Annotated in this window: 2 protein-coding genes; both read right to left on the bottom strand. The window is 38.7% G+C overall.

Annotated elements, in window-relative coordinates:
• Positions 1-84 precede the first annotated feature (84 nt).
• Complete coding sequence (locus AC0ONG_RS10865; protein WP_431142863.1) at positions 85-14967, bottom strand: non-ribosomal peptide synthetase; 14883 nt, start codon at positions 14965-14967, stop codon at positions 85-87.
• The gene (locus tag AC0ONG_RS10860; protein ID WP_136996686.1) at positions 14964-21434 is read right to left on the bottom strand and encodes a non-ribosomal peptide synthetase; all 6471 of its coding nucleotides are present in this window, start codon (positions 21432-21434) and stop codon (positions 14964-14966) included. Before AC0ONG_RS10860 ends, AC0ONG_RS10865 begins: the two co-directional genes overlap by 4 nt.

Genomic DNA, 21434 nt, shown 5'->3' with positions numbered 1-21434 from the left:
CTTAATATATTCATTATTCCCTACACTTGATATGCAGGTATTAGTCTACCCTTTTCGTTCATTGCATTGCATCTTTTATACTCTCTACTTTTCCGTTAATAAAATGGATTTCTCTTTTATTCCTTCAAATTCATTTAGTAGATACATAGCTATTTTTTCAACTGCAGGTGAATCCACTATTTCTTCATGTGATCCAGGGACTGAATACCTATTTACTCTACCTTTTAATAAAGGTCCCCAATCTGTAAACAACTCTTTTCCTTCCTCAGCACTAAAGTAGAGAACTTCTCCAGAGTATGGTATTAAATCATGCTCTACCATTAGGTTCAGGCATTTCCTATGCGCATTGATAACTTGCTTCAAATTGATAAGATCTGCATCAGGCGTGAGTACTCCTTCCATAATTAATTGCTCCACAAGCATATCTTGTTTATGGACAAGGTCTCCTTCCTGCTCAGTAAGATCTCTAGGAATGAAATGCTCATATATATATGAGAGCATATCCTCACTTGTTTTATGATCCTGCTTTGAAGGTACTTTAGTATCCATGAGTACCAACAACTCAACTTCCTCACCTTGATTCTTTAATACAGTTGCGATTTCATAAGCAATCGCACCGCCTAAAGACCATCCTCCAAGACGATATGGACCTTCTGGCTGAACACGTTTTATTTCTTCGATGTAAAGTTGAATTACTTCCGGCAAAGTTAACTCGTCAATTTCTTTCTTTTCTATAAGAGGATTCTGTAAACCATAAAATGAACAACGGCTCTTAAGCAATCTTGCTAGTTGAATGTAACAGAATACATTACCCATAAACGGATGAACGCAGAAGAAAGGTCTTTTCTCTGATTCTTGTAGTGGAACTAGCGCTGCTACTGATTTCGTCATATCATGCTTATCACGAATAAGGCATGCGATTCCTTCCACTGTTGGATTCTTAATCAATGTAGACACCTTAATCTCTTTTCCAAACTTCTCCCTAATTTTTGAAACTAATTTAATTACAAGGAGAGAGTGTCCTCCTCTATTAAAGAAATCATCATTTACATAGACATCTTCTATCTGTAACACATCCTGCCAGATTTTAATCAACTGATATTCAATTTCATCCCTTGGAATGATTGGTGTAGAAAAGTTATTTTCTCTTAGAATAGTTAAATTGTTCAATGCCTTTCGATCAACTTTGCCATTCGTTGTAAGAGGAATCTCGTCTACCTTAATAAAGTGTGCGGGAACCATATAATTCGGTACTTGTGTCTTGAGATATTCACGCCAATCATGCATACTACCATCTCCAACTACATAAGCAACCAATCTCTGCTCTCCTAGCTTATCCTCTGTCACCAAAACTACTGCTTCTTTTACCAATGGATAACTCTCTAGATTTGCTTCAATCTCTTCAAGTTCAATACGGAATCCTCGAATTTTCACTTGATTATCAATTCTTCTCAAGTAATCTAAATTACCATCAGGTAAATAACGAACCAAATCTCCCGTACGATATAAACGCTCTTCTTCATTAAATGGATGACGGATGAATCTCTCTGCTGTTAATTCTGGGCGATTCAAGTATCCTCTCGCTATACCTGCACCACCAATATATAGCTCACCTGTTACACCAACTGGAACAGGTAACAAATTTTTATCCAATACATAAGTTTGAACGTTCGGCAACGGACGGCCAATTGTTACTCTCTTACTATCTTTTTTGATATGATAACACGTTGCATCAACCGTACATTCTGTAGGACCGTATACGTTATAAAAATCAATTTTTTCAGTCTCTACTAGCTGTTCCCATAATGACGGCATGATTGCTTCACCACCGACCAATATCTTGCTTGGTACATAAACATCAGCACTTATTTCTAGCAATCCTCCATCTATTAGTAACTGAAGTAATGAAGGTGTCATATCAAACATCTCCAATTTATTCTCCCTAATATAGGACACAAATTGTTCTGGATTAGTGCGAACTTCACTTGGAATAATATATAAACTTGAACCATAAAGCAGCATTTGTAATTGCTGAATAGATACATCAAAGGCAATTGATGCATTCAAACCGACGCGCATATTACTAGGTATCTCATGTGAGAAAACTTCTTTTTGTAAACCATATGATAGGTTTATTACAGAATGGTGCTGTACTAAAGCCCCCTTTGGATTCCCTGTCGAACCAGAAGTGTAGATAACATACGCTAAGTTTTCCCCTGTCATCTCACATGTTGGTGAAAGTTTGCTTTCTCGAGAAATCATGGCTTGATCCCTATCTAGGCAAACTACCTTGATGTCTTTAGGTATCCAGCCTAGTAATACTTCATTTGTAACTAACACTTTAATTCCTGTATCTTCTAAAATATATCGTAGGCGGCTTTCCGGATTCGATGGATCCAATGGAACATAGGCTGCTCCGGCCTTCCAAATTCCCATTAGACCAACAACCATCTCAACTGATCGATCAAAGCAAAGGCCAACTAATGACTCTGTCCCAATTCCACATTTCTGTAAATGATGGGCTAATTGATTAGCTCTTTCATTCAGCTCTCGATATGTTAGTTGCTGTTTTTCATCTACCACTGCCAACGCGTCAGGCGTACGATTTACTTGCTCTTCGAATAGTTGATGGATTGCATTCTCACGTGGATAGGATATAGTATTATTATTCCATTCTTCCAATAGCTTTCTTTGTTCAGCTTCCGTAATATATACTAGCTCCGATAGATTTTGATCAATGTTTTTGAGCATTTGCATTAACACTTTGTGTAAATGACCCAGCATTCGTTCAATGGTTACTCTATTAAACTTACTACGGTCATACATTAACTTTAACGATAACTGGATTCCTGGAACTACAGCTAACCCTAATGGGTAGTGGGTTTGTTCTACCCCTTCCAATTCACCAATTTCCAGATTTTCTGAAGACTCCTCTTTCACTGGATAATTTTCAAACACATATAAACTATTGAACAGCGGTATTCCTCTAGGAACTTCACTCCACGCCTGAATCTCTGTCAAAGAAGCATACTCATATTGTCTTCTTTCTATCTCTTCCTCTTGTATCTTCTGCAACCAATCTATTAATTTTATATCATCCATCAATTGAATTCGCGTCGGTGACGTTGTAATGAAAGGACCTACGATGTTTTCAACATCAATAATCTCCGTAGAACGCCCTGAGCTTGTTACACCAAAAACAATGTCATTTTCTCCACTATATCGGCTCATGAGATATGCCCATGCACCTTGAATTACTGTACTCAAAGTAAGTTTATTGCGTTTCGCCCATCCTTGTAACGCTTGAGTCTGCTCTTCTGATAAATACGTAACCTTCTCTGTGTAACCTTTTTCTCCCTCTTTACTTTCTAAGCCCAGTAAAGTTGGTGCAGTAAAACCTTTTAGCTTCTCTCTCCAGAATTGTTCCGCCTGCTCCTTATCTTGTTCTCTGAGCCATTGGATATATTTCTTATATGGTGAGGACTTAGGTAACTTCACAGCTTCTCCATTCATTCTCTTTTGATAGACTGTAAGTAATTCATTAAATACTAATGGTAAACTCCATCCATCCAGTAAAATATGGTGATGGGTCCAAACAATCCGATATTCTTCCTCACCTTCTTGAATGACTGTTACCCGCATCAATGGTGCTTCATCAAATTGGAAGGCTTGTTTTCGATCTAATTCCAAAAAGACTTTTCTTTTTTCCTCTATCTCTTCACTCGTCATTGTACGCCAGTCTTCTTTGTTCACTTTAAATGGGATATTTTCATACACCACTTGTACAGGTTCTTCAATTTCGTCCCATACAAATGCTGTACGAAAAATTTCATGCCGCTGAATTACAGATTTCCACGCCTGCTCAAATGTAGGAATATTCATTTTCCCTCGAATCATAAAACTCAATTGCACTATATACGGTGCAACATGTTCATCCCCTTGGTCATGCAATGTGTGGAAAATCATACCTTCTTGCAAAGGTGATAGTGGATATAAATCAGTAATCTGATTGTTCTTTCCGCGATGCATTTTGTTTAGTACATTTGTCAAACCTTCTTGGCTAAGATTAGCCATTGCAAAATCCGAAATGGTCAGTGCAGATTCTCTATCTGAAAATTGGATCAATGTACTCAGTTGATATAGCATATTCTGTGCAATACTTTGAATCGTTGATTTGGCAAATTGTCCAACATTGTATACCCAAGTGAATTGAAGTTTTCCATCCGTTACAACCCCAATTACATCAATTACATGCGATCGCTTGGAACCGGCAGCATGATCTAAACGCTTAAATTCGTTCTCTGGAATAAACATTGCATCGCTAGAAAACAATTGGTCAAATTGTCCAAGATAGTTAAAACTAATAGACGGTGTATATTGGAAGCTTAATTGCTCACACATTGTTGCGTTCATGTAACACAACACCCCATAATCAACACCCTTATTAGGAATTTTGCGAACTTGTTCTTTAACTGCTTTTAATGCTGCAATTGGCGTATTAGCATTAGTAATATTTAAATGAACTGGGTAAATACTTGTAAACCATCCCACGGTTCTCGATAAATCAACATCTTCAATAATCTCTTCTCGACCATGTCCCTCTAAATCTACGCTTAATATCGGCTGCCCCGTACATGCTGCTGTAGCTTGTACCAATGCTGCTAATAATACTTCATTGATTTGGACACGGTGAGTGCTTAAAGTCTCTTGCAATAACATACGGGTCTCATTCTCGTTTAACACCACAGTAATTTCCTCAGTTACTGCGCTTACTGGATTACTTATAGTACCATCTACTGGCAGTATAACTACGTCTTGTTCAGCCTGCTGCTCCCAGTAATGTAGCACTTCTTTTGATATTCCAGTTTCAGCGTAATGTTGTAATTTCTCCGACCATTCTTTAAAAGATGTACTCTTCATAGGTAATTGAATTTTTTGTCCTTGGACTGCTTGCGTATACGCTGTTTGCAAATCTTCCAATAAAATTCGCCAAGAAACACCATCCACGGCTAAGTGATGAATTGTCCAAAATAATCGGCCAGTCTTCTCATCTTCATCAAAATACACCATTCTCATTAAAGGACCATCATGTAAATTCAATCTTTCTTGTGCAACATTAATCTCTTTTTGAATAACTTCATGCCAATACGCTTCCGGCACTTCGTCTAATGAAATGACAGTCAGCATCAATTGTTCTTTAATTCCTTCATTCCACTGTTCCCAAGTCCCATTAGGTAAACGTTCATATCTTAAACGCAGGGCATCATGATGAAGTAGAAGGCTACGCGCTGCCTTTTCCAGTGATCCTATGTCCAATTTTTCTTTCGTTCTAAAGAACATGGATTGATTCCAATGATGTGGATTAGGATGATTTTGTGCAAAAAACCTTTGCTGAATAGGTGTAAGTATCGTCTCTCCAGTTATAATTCCTTGTTCAGCTTGTACACCTTGTTCTTCTTTGACTACTTGCGCCAACTCAGCAATCGTTTGGTGTTCAAATAGTTGTTTTGGTGTCAACTGTAAACCAGCTTGCTTTGCACGAGAGACAATCTGAATGCTAAGAATTGAATCTCCACCAATTTCAAAAAAGTTATCATAAATACCAATACGTTTTGAACCTAGCACACGTTCCCAAATGATAGAAAGCTTATGTTCACGTTCATTTCTTGGGGCCGCGTAGCCTTCTTGTGTTCCTTGATAATCTGGTATAGGTAACGATTTCCGATCAACCTTTCCATTTATGGTTAGCGGTAATTCTTTCATTTCGACAAAGTAGGAAGGTATCATATGGATTGGCAGTTTTGTTTTAAGATACTCTCGCCATTCTTCTAAACTACCTTCGCCCACTACATAAGCTACTAATCTCTTATCTCCCGACTGATTTTCCCTAACTATTACAACTACCTCTTTTACCAAGTCATGCTCTTGTAAAGTCGACTCAATCTCCCCAAGTTCGATTCGAAATCCTCTAATCTTCACTTGATTATCCATTCTTCCTAAGTAGTCTATATTACCATCTGGAAGATATCTCACAAGATCGCCTGTTCTATATAACCTCTCGCCTTCTTTGAATGGATGAGAAATAAATCGGTCGGATGTTAACTCTGGACGATTCAAGTACCCCCTTGCTAGACCTGCTCCTCCGATATAAAGTTCCCCCATCACACCAACTGGAACTGGTAACCTATTTCTATCTAATACATAAGTTTGGACGTTAGGCAATGGACGCCCAATTGTTACTCTCTTACTATCTTTTTTGATATGATAGCATGTTGCATCAACCGTACATTCTGTAGGACCATATACATTATAAAACTGTATTTTATCAGTCTCTACTAGCTGTTCCCATAATGACGGCATAATTGCTTCACCACCAACCAGTACCTTACTTGGAACATGAATGCCATCGCACGTTTCTAACAATCCGACATCTATAAGTAATTGAAGCAATGAAGGTGTTATATCAAAGATTTCTAACTTGTTCTCCCTAATATAAGCTACAAACTGCTCCGGATCACTTCGTACTTCATTTGGAATAATATACAAACTTGAACCATAAAGCAGCATTTGTAATTGCTGGATAGATGCATCAAAGGCAATTGACGCATTTAAACCGACATGCATGTTAGATGGTATCTCATGTTCGAAAACCTCTTTTTGTAAACCATGTGACAAGTTTAGTACAGAATGATGCTGTATCAAGACACCCTTTGGATTCCCCGTTGATCCTGAAGTATAGATAACATACGCTAAGGTTTCTCCTGTTACTTCACATTTTGGTGAAAGAATGCTTTCTTGTGAAATCATTGCTTGATCCCTATCTAGACAAACTATCTTCATTTCTTTAGGTATCCAGTCTTCCAATGACTCGTTCGTAACTAATACTTGAATTCCAGTGTCCTCCAAAATATATCGTAGGCGACTTTCTGGATATGATGGGTCTAATGGAACATAGGCTGCTCCAGCCTTCCAAATCCCCATAATACTAACAACCATCTCAACTGAACGCTCAAAGCAAAGTCCAACCAATGATTCATTCCCAATTCCGCATTGCTGAAGATAGTGGGCCAATTGATTAGCTTTTTCATTCAGCTCTCGATACGTTAACTGCTGTTTTTCATCTACCACTGCTACCGCATCAGGTGTACGATTTACTTGCTCTTCAAACAGCTGATGAATCGTACTTTCCTGTGGATATGCTACAGCATCATTATTCCACTCTTCCAACTGTTTTTGCTGTAATCCTGATAATATAGGCAACTTAGCTAATGATTTATCAGGATTCTCCACGATTACATTCAACCAGTTCCCAAAATGTTCAGCCATGGATTCAATAGTTAAGCTGTCAAATAAATCAGTTCTATAAACAAAAGTAAGTAATAAACCCTCTTCCACTTCTGCAGCAGTTAAACTTAAATCAAACTTAGCGATAGGGGCATTACTTTCCATTACTTCTATATTTCTTCCATGTAGTTCTGGTAGCTTCTGTCCCGTATTTTGCAAAGTAAACATGGTTTGGAAAATCGGAGAATGGCTTGTATTTCGTTCAGGTTGGATAACCTCTACAATTTTCTCAAACGGAACATCTTGATACTCATACGCCTTCAATGCTTTTATCCGCACTTGAGACAACAACTCTTGAAATGCCGGTGCATTACTTAAATCAGCTCGATAAACCAATGTATTGACAAAGAAACCAATCAGTCCTTCAATTTCTCGATAATTTCGATTTGCAATTGGGCTACCAACAATAATATCCGTTTGTCCCGTATAACGAGCAAGGAAACTTTGATACGCTGCCAATAAGGTCATGAAAAGTGTGGCCCCTTCTTGACGACTTAGTTCGTTTAATTTATCCAGTAATGAGCGCGATAACAAAACATTATGAGTTAATCCATGGTGGGTTTGCACTGGCGGACGCGGACGATCCATTGGCAACATTAAGACTGGTAACTCACCGGATAATTCTTCCTTCCAATACGCAAGTTGTTGATATAGTAATTCATCTTTCAACCATTCTCTTTGCCACTGAGCAAAATCGGCATATTGAACTGGTAGTGGTTCCAGCTCTGCTTGTTTTTCACCAATCGCATTCTCATAAAATGCCATCCATTCTTGAAGTAAGATTTCCATCGACCATCCATCTGAGATAATATGATGCATATTACACAGAAGAATCCATTCTTCTTCTGAAATTCTTATGAGTTTCCCACGGAACAATGGCCCTTGTTCTAAATCAAATGGAGATTCGACTTCAGTTTGAATCCATTGCTCCAACTTTCTTTCTCGCTCCTCTAATGAAAGCTTAGTTAAGTCCATTTGCAGAAGCGGACGGAAAACGTACGGTTGAATCTGCTGGATAGGATGGCCATCCTCTTCATAAAATACAGTCCGCAAAGATTCATGACGCTCTATCAACTGATTCCATCCCAACTCCAATGCCTCAGGTAACCAATTCCCTGTAAGACGGCATGCCATTGGCATATTATAAAGTGCACTATTAGGTGCAAATTGATCAATAAACCATAAGCGCTGTTGGGCATAAGACAGTGGAATATTTCCCCCTCGTTCTATCGGCATCAATGGTGGAATTTCTCGTTTTTCGCTCCCCTTACGTAACTGATCTATTCGTTTCGATAATGCCTCGACCGTTGAATATTCGAACAGTTCACGTACTGGCAATTTGATTTGAAAGACCTCCTGTAAGCGTGAGACCACTTGTGTAGCAAGTAGAGAGTGACCACCGAGCTCAAAGAAAGAATCCTGAACATCAATGTCTCTTATTCCTAGCACTTGACTCCACACTGAAGCAATAAGTTCTTCCAGCGGAGTTCTTGGGTATACAGTATTTTCAGCGGATTGTTCACTAAGTATAGGCAATGCCTTCAAATCAAGTTTTCCATTCGGTGTAAGTGGTAAAAATTCCATCTCAATAAAGTTTGTTGGAACCATGTAATTAGGTAAATGTGTTTGTAGATGTTCTCGCCATTCATGGACACTTCCTTCACCAACTACATAAGCTACTAATCTCTTATCACCTTGATTATCCTCTCGCACCAATACAACAGCTTCTTTCACAGAAGAATGCGCCTGCAAAACAGCTTCTATTTCTCCCAATTCAATCCGGAAACCACGAATTTTCACTTGGTCATCTATACGTCCATGGAACTGGAGATTACCATCAGAAAGATAACTTGCTTTGTCTCCTGTATAATAGAGACGTTCTCCTGACTTGAAAGGATGTGGAATAAATTTTTCCTTTGTAAGATCCGGACGATTAGCATATCCACGTGCAAGACTCTTCCCTCCAATATAGAGATCTCCAATTACACCAATTGGTACTAGCTGAAGATGAGAATCTAACACATAAACTTCTGTATTCGCAATCGGTCGACCAATCGATGGCGTACCTGTTGTCACTCCTACAGGTACATAACAATCTGTGGTAACAACGGTATTTTCCGATGGACCATACTGATTAATTACCGCAAAAGGAATATCGTTAGATGGATACTGTGTTAATTGATCCCCACCAGTAATGATAAAACGAAGATCCGTTTTATCTGGCCAAGATAATTTCAAGAGTCTTTCCAGAATAGGCGTAGGTGCAAAACTAGCTGTTATTCGTGAATCAATGAGCCAGTCCCTTAGTGCTTCTGGATTAATTCTCAGTTCCTCTGTTGACAAGTAGAGTGCTGCACCAGCAGTTAGATACGGCCAAATCTCCTGGACAGCCGAATCAAAAGCAACCCCTGCAATCTGAGTCGCACAATCCTCTGCTGAAATACGATAAACTTCTTGATGCCAAGAAACCATATTCATTAATGAGCGATATTCAACCATAACACCCTTCGGTTTTCCTGTAGAACCAGAGGTATAGACAATATAGGCTAAGTTCTCTGGATTTATTTGACGTGTAGGTGCAATTACGCTTTCCACCGTTAATTCTTCTAACCTCACCATTTCGACGTGTGCGAAATGTCCTTCTTGTACTTCCGCCGTCACTACAAATTGAATTCCTGCATCTTCAATCATGTATTCTAACCTTGATTTTGGATACAACGGGTCTAAAACAACATAAGCTCCACCAGCTTTTAAAATGCCTAGTAAACTTGCCATTAGCTCTGCTGACCTCGGAAGATAAACTCCCACCACTGACTCTGGGGCTACTCCCTTTCGCTGTAAAACATTTGCCAACTGATTTGCTTGTATATCCAGTTCACCATAAGTCCACTGTTTTGTTTGATCAACTATCGCAATCGCATCAGGACGCATTGCTACTTGCTCCTCAAATCTTTCGCAAATAAGACCCTGATGGGACATTTCCATTACAGTGTCATTCCATGTTTCTAATAACAAATTACGCTCGGGTTCCGATAGCATGCTCAGGTCATGCAACGGATTTTGTGGGCGATGAGAAACTTCATATAGCCATTTCTCAAAGTGTCCTGCCATCCGTTCAATAGTAGTAGCATTGAATAAATCCTTATTGTATTCAAAAGTAAAAAGTAATCCCTCTTCTGTCTCAACTGCCATCACACTTAAATCAAACTTTGCAATTGGACTATGGCTTTCTATCATTTCAATACTTCTACTAGATAACACCGGAAACTCTTGTTTCATATTTTGCAAGATGAACATAGTCTGGAAGATTGGCGAATGACTTGTACTTCGCTCCGGTTGCACAACTTCTACAATTTTTTCAAATGGGATATCTTGATATTCATACGCCTTCAATGCCTTTTGACGAACCTGATACAGTACATCTTGAAATGTCGGTCCACCACTCAAATTAGTTCGATAAACCAGCGTGTTAACGAAGAAACCAATTAGTCCTTCAATTTCTCTATAATTCCGATTCGCAATTGGGCTTCCGACCAAAATATCTTCTTGTCCCGTATAACGAGATAGAAAACTTTGATACGCAGCCAACAGCGTCATGAAGAGTGTAGCCCCTTCTTTTCGGCTAAGTTCATTCAATTTATCATGTAGCGTGCTTGGCAAAACTAGAGTGTATGTCGACCCGTGATGAGTTTGTATTGCAGGACGCGGGCGATCCATAGGAAGTTGGAGTACAGGAAGCTCCCCAGACAATTCTTCCCTCCAATATTGAAGTTGTTGATCAAGCACTTCCTCCTTCAGCCATCCTTTTTGCCACTGAGCAAAGTCGGCATATTGAACCGGTAATGGTTCAAGTTCCGCCACCTTTCCATCCGTTGCTTTCTCATAAAATGCCATCCATTCTTCAAGTAGGATTCCCATTGACCATCCATCTGAAATGATATGATGTAAAGTACAAAGGAGTATCCATTCTTCCTCTCCCACGTGCAAAATACTCGTCCTGATTAATGGACCCTCTGTTAAATCAAATGGCACTTCTGTTTCTTGTTGAATGAAACGTTTAACCTCTTCTTCTCGGTCTTCAGAAGAAAGCATAGTTAAATCCGTTTTCGGAATTGATTGAAAAGCATACGATTTAATTTGCTGTACGGGTTGACCATTCACTTCTTGAAAGACCGTCCGCAGTGATTCATGACGTTCTATTAGTTGATTCCATCCCGTTTCCAATGCTTCAAGTAGCCAATTCCCTGTAAGACGGCATACCATTGGCATATTGTAAAGGGCACTATTAGGTGTAAATTGATCAATAAACCATAAACGTTGTTGGGCATAAGATAGTGGAATAGCTTCTCCTCGCTCCATCGGTATTAGTGGCGGAATCTCTCGTTTTTTATCTCCTTTACGTAGCTGTTCTAATCGCTTTGCCAGTGACTCCACCGTTGTATATTCAAATAGTTCACGTACTGGTAATTCGATTTGAAAAATTTCCTGTAAACGTGACACTACTTGAGTAGCTAGTAGTGAATGACCACCAATTTCAAAAAAGGAATCCTGCACACTAATATTTTTTATTCCTAACACTTGGCTCCAAACGGAAACTATGAGCTCCTCCACTGGTGTTCGTGATGAAGTAATATCTTCACTTATGAACTGTTCTTCTAATTCTAATAATGCTTTCCGATTCACTTTACCATTTGGAGTGAGTGGCATACCTTCAATTTGGAAAAAGTATGCCGGAACCATATAATGTGGTAATTGCTTCTTGAGATATTCACGCCACTCTCCAGTATCCCCTTCACCCACTACATAAGCTACTAACTGCTTATCTCCTGGTCGATCTTCCTTCACCAACACGACTGCCTCTTTTACAGATGAGTGATCATGTAAAGCTGCTTCAATTTCTCCCAATTCAATTCGGAATCCTCTAATTTTGACTTGGTTATCTATTCTTCCAATATATTCTAAGTTACGATCATTCATATATCTCACCAAGTCACCCGTTCGATATAATCGTTCCCCGTCCTTAAAAGGATGCGGAATAAAACGTTCAGTAGTTAAATCCGGTCGATTGAAGTAGCCACGTGCCAATCCTACTCCTCCAAGGTAAAGTTCCCCTGCCACACCAATCGGGACCACTTGTTGATATTGATCTAACACATACAACTCTGTATTATCAATCGGACGACCAATCGGAATAAGCATTGCCTCTTTTTCTAAATCACAATCGTAATAAGTCACATCCACAGTCGCTTCAGTAGGACCATACAAGTTAATTAACTTTGTTTGCTGAACATTGTAAAAGATCCCCTTAAACCGGCGAACCTGCTCAGTGTTTAACGCTTCTCCACTAGTAAAAACTTGAATTAAAGACGATACATCCCTTTTCGAATTATATAGTTCCATATAATCTAAAAAAGTAGATAACATCGACGGAACAAAGTGCATGGTGGACACACGATATCGTTCAATATACTCCTCAATCACCGCAGGATCTTTCTCTCCTCCTGGTGGAAGTAAACAAACACGTGCTCCTACAAATGACCACCAAAATAATTCCCAGACAGAAACATCAAATGAAAACGGTGTCTTTTGTAGGATTGTATCGTCCTCGGACAATGGGTATTTTTTCTGCATCCACTGTAGACGGTTGATAACGGAATGATGTTCAATCATTACCCCCTTTGGATTTCCCGTCGAACCCGAAGTGTATATAATATAGGCTAAGTTATTTGCTGTTACTCCACTCACCGGAGCTAAATTACTCTCTTTAGAAATCATTACTTGATCCCGGTCTAAACAAATTGCTCGAATATCTTTAGGTAACCAGTCCTGTAGTGCCTCTTTTGTTAACAGCACTTGAATTTGTGAATTCTCCAAAATGTATCTCAGGCGGTTTTCGGGATAACTTGGGTCCAGTGGGACATAAGCCCCACCTGCTTTCAAAATCCCAAAGAGACCAATAATCATATCAGGAGAACGTTCAATACATATACCGACTAATGATTCAGGTCCGATACCTCGTTTTTGTAGAAAATGTGCCAATTGATTCGATTTTTCATTCAGTTCTTGATACGTTAGCTTTCCACCCTCATAAACTACCGCCACTGCATTAGGTGTCCGTGCAACTTGCTGCTCAAATAGCTCATGAATCATACAATCATGACCATAAACTACGTCCGTATCATTCCATTCTTCTAGGAGTTGTTTTTGCTCAGTATCCGATAACATTGACAGCTTTGTATATGATTCATCTGGATGATACGTGATTTCATTTAGCCAGTTCTCAAAATGTCCTGCCATACGTGCAATGGTACTACTATCAAATAAATCCGTGTTGTATTCAAATGAGACGAATAGACCTTCTTCCACTTCATAGGCAGTTAAGCTCAAATCAAATTTAGCAATAGACATATTACTTTCTACCATTTCAATACTTCTATCAGGCAAATCTAGTCGTTCTTGTTTTATATTTTGTAGCGTAAACATGGTCTGAAATATAGGGGAATGACTCGTGCTTCGTTCAGGTTGCACAGCTTCTACCACTTTTTCAAATGGTATATCTTGATATTCGTAAGCTTTTAACGCCTTTTTCTTTGTTTGGTTCAAAATCTCTCGAAAAGTAGGGATGCCACTCAAATCTGATCGGTAAACCAACGTATTAACAAAGAAACCAATTAATCCTTCTACTCCCTTATGGTTCCGATTTGCAATCGGACTACCAACTAGAATATCTTTTTGTCCCGTATAACGAGCAAGAAAGCTCTGGTATGCGGCCATTAAAGTCATAAATAAAGTAGATCCTTCTTGTCGACTTATATCCTTCAATTGACTAAGCAATTTATAAGGAAAAATTACGTGATGCGTAGCCCCAGAGTAAGTCTGCTTAACCGGTCGAGGTCGATCCACTGGCAGTTGTAAAATAGGAAGCTCACCAGATAATTCTTCTTGCCAATACGTAAGCTGACGATTTAGCACATCACCTTGCAACCACTCCTTTTGCCACTTCGCAAAGTCTGCATATTGAATGGATAATGAACTTAATTTAGCAGGATTTCCGCCCGTTTCTTCTTCATAGAAAGCAAGTAATTCATTCATGAATATACCAATGGACCAAGCATCAGAAATAATATGATGCATCGTACACAGTAATAACCATTCATCCTTCTCTAATTGAACAAGCTGATTACGAACTAAAGGACCATTCATTAAATTAAATGGTTCTTGCGCTTCTCTCGCAATTAAACTATCTACCTCTTTTTCTTTTACTTCTAGAGGAAGTTGAGAGTAATCTCTTACAGGTAATGCTCTAGGAAGGAATTCGACAATTTGTTGCACAGGTTGTTCTCCTACTTCTTTAAAAACAGTTCGTAATGATTCATGGCGTTCAATGAGTCGATTGAATCCCTTTTCTAATGCTTCAGGTATCCAATTTCCTTTTAGATGCCATACCGTTGGAATATTATATAAAGAACTATTTGGATTAAATCTGTCCATAAACCACAAACGTTGTTGTGCATAAGACAACGGGAGTGCTTCTTTATTCTCCTTTTTTTGCATTTGCTTCTGAAGCCATGCTCTCTTCTCAGGAGAAAGTGAACTCAGCTTTGCAAGTAAATCACTTCTCATTTTTTTACCCCTTCCTCAATCAAATTACTCTCGAATATCCCTTGTGCTTCTTCCTCTGATAGCTCTTCTAATTGCTTAAGTAGTTCCAGTAATTCTTCATCATTACTCACTTCTGCTTCTTTTTGAATATAGTCTTGAAGACTTACATTCTCCTTACTACCCTTCTGCATTTCTTGATTTTTGTTATCGAGCAATTGATCAATCTGTTCTGCCAATTGCTCCACCGTATGAAACATAAATAAATCATGCAATGGTATGTCGATTCCAAAAGCCTCTTTAAGATTAGAAACAGCTTGCGTAGCAAGTAATGAATGGCCACCAATTTCAAAAAACGAATCCTGAATTCCGATGTTTTCCATACCTAAAACTTCATGCCATATCGAAACGATTGTTTTTTCCGTAGACGTACGAGGAGCAATATAACCACTTGCTATCTCCTGTTTCTCTGGTGCTGGTAAAGCCTTCCTATCAATTTTCCCATTAGGAGTGAGTGGAAATGCATTTAATCCAACAAAATAGGCTGGGATCATATAATTTGGTAGTTGATCCTTGAGATAATCACGCCACTTTTGAGCATCTCCGTCTCCTACAACATAGGCAATCAAACGTGGGTCGCCAGGATAATCTTCCCGCACCATCACAATAGCTTCGTTAACTAGTGTATGCCGTTGTAATATCGCTTCAATTTCTCCTAGTTCAATCCGGAACCCACGAATTTTCACCTGATGATCGATTCGCCCAACATACTCCAAATTTCCATCCGGCAAATACCTTACTAAATCTCCAGTCCGGTATATTCGCTCTCCTTCTTTAAACGGATGCGGTATAAAACGATTTTTCGTTAAGTCAGGGCGCTTTAAATATCCACGTGCTAATCCTGATCCACCAATGTACAACTCACCAACTACACCAATTGGAACCATTTTTTGTTCAGCACTTAGTACATATACTTCTGTATTGAATATTGGTTTACCAATCGGTGGGACCCTATGCATGACACCTTTTTCTAATTCCATATACGTGGAATACGTAGTATCTTCGGACGGTCCATATAGGTTGTACACCTTTTCAATCGTATTTCTCTCGTATAAATCTTGAACAAGCGAATATGGCAATGGTTCTCCAGCCATATTCATCACCTTTACCGAAGAAGGTATTGTTTTTGCTCGAACCAGTTCCTTTGCTGCCGATGGCACAGTATTAACCAAAGTCACACCTTTGGAAGACAACTTCTCTAGATGTAGAGCATTTTCAGTGACAATCACCTTACCACCCATCGTTAAGGGAACAAATACTTCAAAAACGGATAAATCAAAAGATAGCGAAGTTGAAGCTAACACTCCCGCTAATTCCTTTCGGGAATACGTGTGGTGCGCCCAATGAATCATTGTTACTGTATTCCTGTGCTCAATCATTACTCCCTTTGGATTTCCAGTGGAACCTGAAGTATAGATAATATAGGCTAAGTTATCGCCCGTCACTTCACTCGTACATACCGTAGTTACTTCTTGTTCTATTTCTGCTCGATTACGATCAATACAAATCACGTTGACGAATTTAGGTATAACCATTTTTTGTTGTAACTTTTCCTGCGTCACCAGTACCTTTATTTGAGCATCTTCTAAAATGTACTGCAGTCGACTTTCCGGATACGCTGGATCAATTGGGACATATGCTCCTCCCGCCTTCATAATTCCTAAAAGACCGACAATCATCTCGGATGAACGTGTAACGCAAACCCCAACTAATGATTCGCATGTTACACCATTTTTTTGTAAATAATGTGCCAACTGATTCGAGCGTTCGTCCAACTCTCGATATGTTAGTTCTTCATCTTCGCACACTACTGCAATTGCTTCTGGTGTTTTTTTCACCTGTTCTTCAAACATTGTATGAATCGTACTTTCTTCCATATCTATAACACGCGATTTATTCCATTCCTCTAGTAGTTGCTTATATTCTACTTTCGATAACATATTCAGTTCTGATAGTACACATTTTGGATGAGAGACAATTTGATTTAACCAATGTTTAAAATGACTTGCCATACGTTCAATGGTTGTATCATTAAACAAATCAGTATTATATTCAAAGGTTAGTGATAATCCTTCTTCCGTCTCAGAAGCAAATAAACTCAAATCAAATTTGGCAACAGAAGCATGGCTTTCCATGAGTTCCATTTGTCTTTCAGATAGCTGAAGAAACTCTTGTTTCGTATTCTGTAAAGTAAACATAGTTTGGAATATTGGTGAATGACTTGTATTCCGTTCAGGTTTTACGGATTCTACCACTTTCTCAAATGGGATGTCCTGATACTCGTATGCTTTTAGCGCTTTTTTTCTTACCTGCGACAAAAGTTCTTGGAACGTCGGATTTTCACTGAAATCAGCTCGATAAACCAACGTGTTTGCAAAGAATCCTATTAATCCCTCAATCTCTTTCACATTTCGATTAGCGATTGGGCTTCCAACTATAATGTCGTCCTGTCCTGTATAACGAGAAAGGAAGCTTTGATACGCTGCCATCAATGTCATAAATAAAGTGCATCCTTCTTGCAGACTTAAATCTTTGAGCTTTTCCTGTAGGGAATTCGCCACTATTAAGGACTGACTTGCACCACGATGGGTTTGAACTGCAGGTCGAGGACGATCCATCGGTAATTGTAAAACCGGTAGTTCCCCAGATAATTCTTCCTTCCAATATTGAAGGTGCTGATTCAAATTCTCCTCTTTTTGCCATTCCTTCTGCCACATGACAAAATCTGCATATTGGATAGATAACTCCTTCAATTCCACTGGTTTTCCGGTTAGTGCTCCTTCATAAAAAGCCATCCATTCTTCAAGTAAGATTCCCATTGACCATCCATCTGAAATAATATGATGCATCGTACAAATGAGAACCCATTCTTCCCTGTCCACTTTCAATATTCGTGTTCGAATCAGAGGACCTTGTCCCAAATGAAATGGTTCCTCCGCCTCGTTTTGAATAAGGCGTTTCATTTCTCTTTCCCTATCTTCCAAAGAAAGATCTGTTAGATTCGTTTGAGGAATATGTCTGAACACATGAGATTGAACCTGTTGAAAAGGTTCATCCTCTTGTTCTAGAATTGTCGTCCTTAATGATTCATGACGCTCCAACAATTGATTCCATCCGACCTCCAATGCTTCAATTGACCATTTACCTGTTAAGCGACACGCTGCATGAATATTGTACATCGCACTATTTGGCATTAATTGATCAATAAACCATAGACGTTTCTGCGCATAGGAAAGTGGGATAACTTCTTCTCGTTTCATAGGTACAAGAGGAGCAACCTCTCGTTCTTTATCTTCTTTTCGTAACTGATCCACTCGTTTCGCCAATGCTTCCACTGTATCGTGCTTGAAAAGTTCACGTAATGGAATTTTAATTTGGAACAGTTCTTGTAACCGAGAGACGATTTGAGTAGCAAGTAGTGAGTGCCCACCACGTTCAAAGAAGGAATCCTGAATACTAATATTTTCTATCCCTAACACTTGACCCCAAACCGAGGCAATAAGCTCTTCCGATGGCGTCCGAGGTAGAACATTTAAATCTCCAATAGCTTGCTCATCAGGTATTGGCAAGGCCTTTCGGTCAATTTTCCCATTCGGAGTAAGCGGGAAGTGTTCTAACTCTACAAAGTGCGCTGGAATCATATGATTCGGTAATTGTTTTTGTAAATACTCTCTCCACTCCTCGGTATTTTCATCGCTTATTACATATGCAACCAATCGTTGATCACCTGGACGATCTTCTCTAACTAATACGACAGCCTCTTTAATAAACGAACATTTTTCTAAAGTGGCTTCAATTTCTCCTAATTCAATCCTAAAACCACGCATTTTGACTTGATGGTCCATTCTACCTATAAATTCTATATTTCCATCAGTTAGATATCTTACTGAATCTCCTGTTCGATATAGTCGTTCCCCCAATTGGAATGGATGCGAAACGAATTTTTCAGCAGTAAGATTCGGACGATTTAAGTATCCACGTGCTAAACCAGCACCACCAATATATAACTCACCCTCAATTCCTATTGATTGCAAGCGTTGATTTTGGTCTAATACATATAATTGCGTGTTCTGTATTGGCTGCCCAATAGAAACAAATTCTTGATTAGGCTGAATATCAAATGCATTCACATAAATAGTGGCTTCAGTTGGTCCATAAAAGTTGGTTAATTTCACTTGTCCACTATAATTCCATTTCTGTTGAAATCGTCTAACTAACCCTGAACTTAGTTCTTCTCCACCAGAAAATACATGGCGTACGGACGAACAATTCATGTTCAATTCAATACGATTGAAGTGATCTAAGAAAACAGATAACATTGAAGGTACAAATTGAACTATAGTAACCTGATGTTGTTTAATCACTTCAGCTATAATAGAAGGATCTTTTTCTCCACCTGGAGGTAGGAAAGATACACTGGCACCAACGTGAATGCCCCAAAACAATTCCCAAACAGAGACATCAAATGAGAATGGCGTTTTCTGCAAGACCACATCCTTTTCAGAAAGCGGATATTTATGTTGCATCCATTCTAGATAATTAATTACTGAATGATGCTCAATCATTACTCCCTTTGGATTCCCTGTAGATCCTGAAGTATACATAACATACGCTAAATTTTCTCCTGTTACACCACTTATACATGGGGTTGATTCTTCTTTTTCAATTGCAGTGTAATCTTTATTCATACAAATCGTTTCTATATTTTCAGATACAAACAAATTTTTAGAATTCTCTTCCGTCACTAGTACTTCGATTCCAGCATCCTCTAATATATATCGAAGCCGACTCTCTGGATAAGTAGGGTCAAGTGGAACATACGCTGCTCCTGATTTTAGAATACCTAATAACGCTATCATCATTTGTAATGAACGTTCCATATATACTCCAACTAGAGACTCTGGGCCTACACCATGCTTTTGTAAATAATGAGCTAGCTGATTTGCACGCTTCTCCAACTCTTTATAGGTAATTTGTTCATTTTCGTAACTAGCCGCGATTGCTTCCGGTGTTTTTTTAACTTGCTCCTCAAACATCGTATGAATCATGCCTTCAGCCGAATAATTAACTTGAGTATGATTCCATTCCTCTAGTAACTGTATCTGTTCTTCTTCTGTTAAATGAGTAATTTCAAATAGTTTTGAATCTAGGCTCTTCGTCATCTGAATTAATATTTGCAATAAGTGATTCTGAATCCGATTTATTGTTTCTTCATTAAAATAGCTTCGATCATACATCAACTTTAAAGTAATTTTCTTACCGGGCATTACAATGAGTGTTAAAGGATAATTTGTTTGTTCCGTGCTTGTAACATCTAGTAATCTTAAATCATCATTTCTCTCACCTTGAATTGGATAATTTTCAAACACATACAAGGTATGAAATAAGGAGCTATTTCGCGGAACCTCACTCCAGCCTTGAATATCTATCAACGAATTATACTCATACTGTCTTCGTTCCATTTCTTTCATTTGTATTTTACGAAGCCAATCTACTACTGATGTATTATCCGTTAATCGAATTCTGGTAGGTAATGTGTTAATAAATAGCCCCACCATATTCTCTGCTCCCATTAAATCAGTAGGACGCCCAGCGCTAGTTACGCCAAATACGACGTCACTGTCACCGCTATACCTACTCATCAAATAAGCCCATGCACCTTGTACTAACGTATTCAACGTTAATCGACTATTTCGTACCCACTCTTGTAAACTCTCAGTAAGTTCCTCAGATACTTGATAAGCACATTCTCCATAACCCTTCTCTTGTCCTTGTTCCTTTCTTTCCATTGCTAATGGAGTAGGTGCATAGAACCCTTTTAATTCTTCTTTCCAAAATTCCTCTGCTTGACTTTGATCTTGTTTATTTATCCATTGAATATATTTTTTATAAGGAAGAGGTTTAGGAAGATTCAACAATTCTCCCTTTATCATCTTGAGATAAACTTCCATCACTTCACTAAAGACCAATGACACACTCCATCCATCTAGCAAAATATGATGATGTGTCCAAATAATTCTCGTTTCCTCTTTTGCCTCTTTAATCGCAGTGACTCTCATCAATGGTGCTTCATCCAATAAAAATCCTTTTCTACGATCTACATTCAAAAACTGTTGTAATTTCTTCGCCCTTTCATCATGTGGATAGGTGCTCCAATCCTCTTGATGAATAGTAAAAGGAAGACGTTGGTAAACCGCTTGTAGTGGTTTTTCTACTTCCTCCCACACAAATACTGAACGTAAAACCTCATGTCGATGAATAACATATTCCCAGGCCTTTTCAAAAGTAGCAATATCCAATTGCCCCCCGAGCAAGAAGCCTACTTGTACAATATAGGAAAATGAATGTTCATCATCTTGATCGTATAAAGTATGAAACAGTATTCCTTTTTGCAAAGGTGATAAACCATATATATCAATAACGTCTCCCAT

Source organism: Bacillus sp. TCT6, assembly GCF_056033845.1.
Note: the sequence above shows the minus strand (reverse complement) of the source record. Positions and strands in the feature narration are given on the sequence as shown.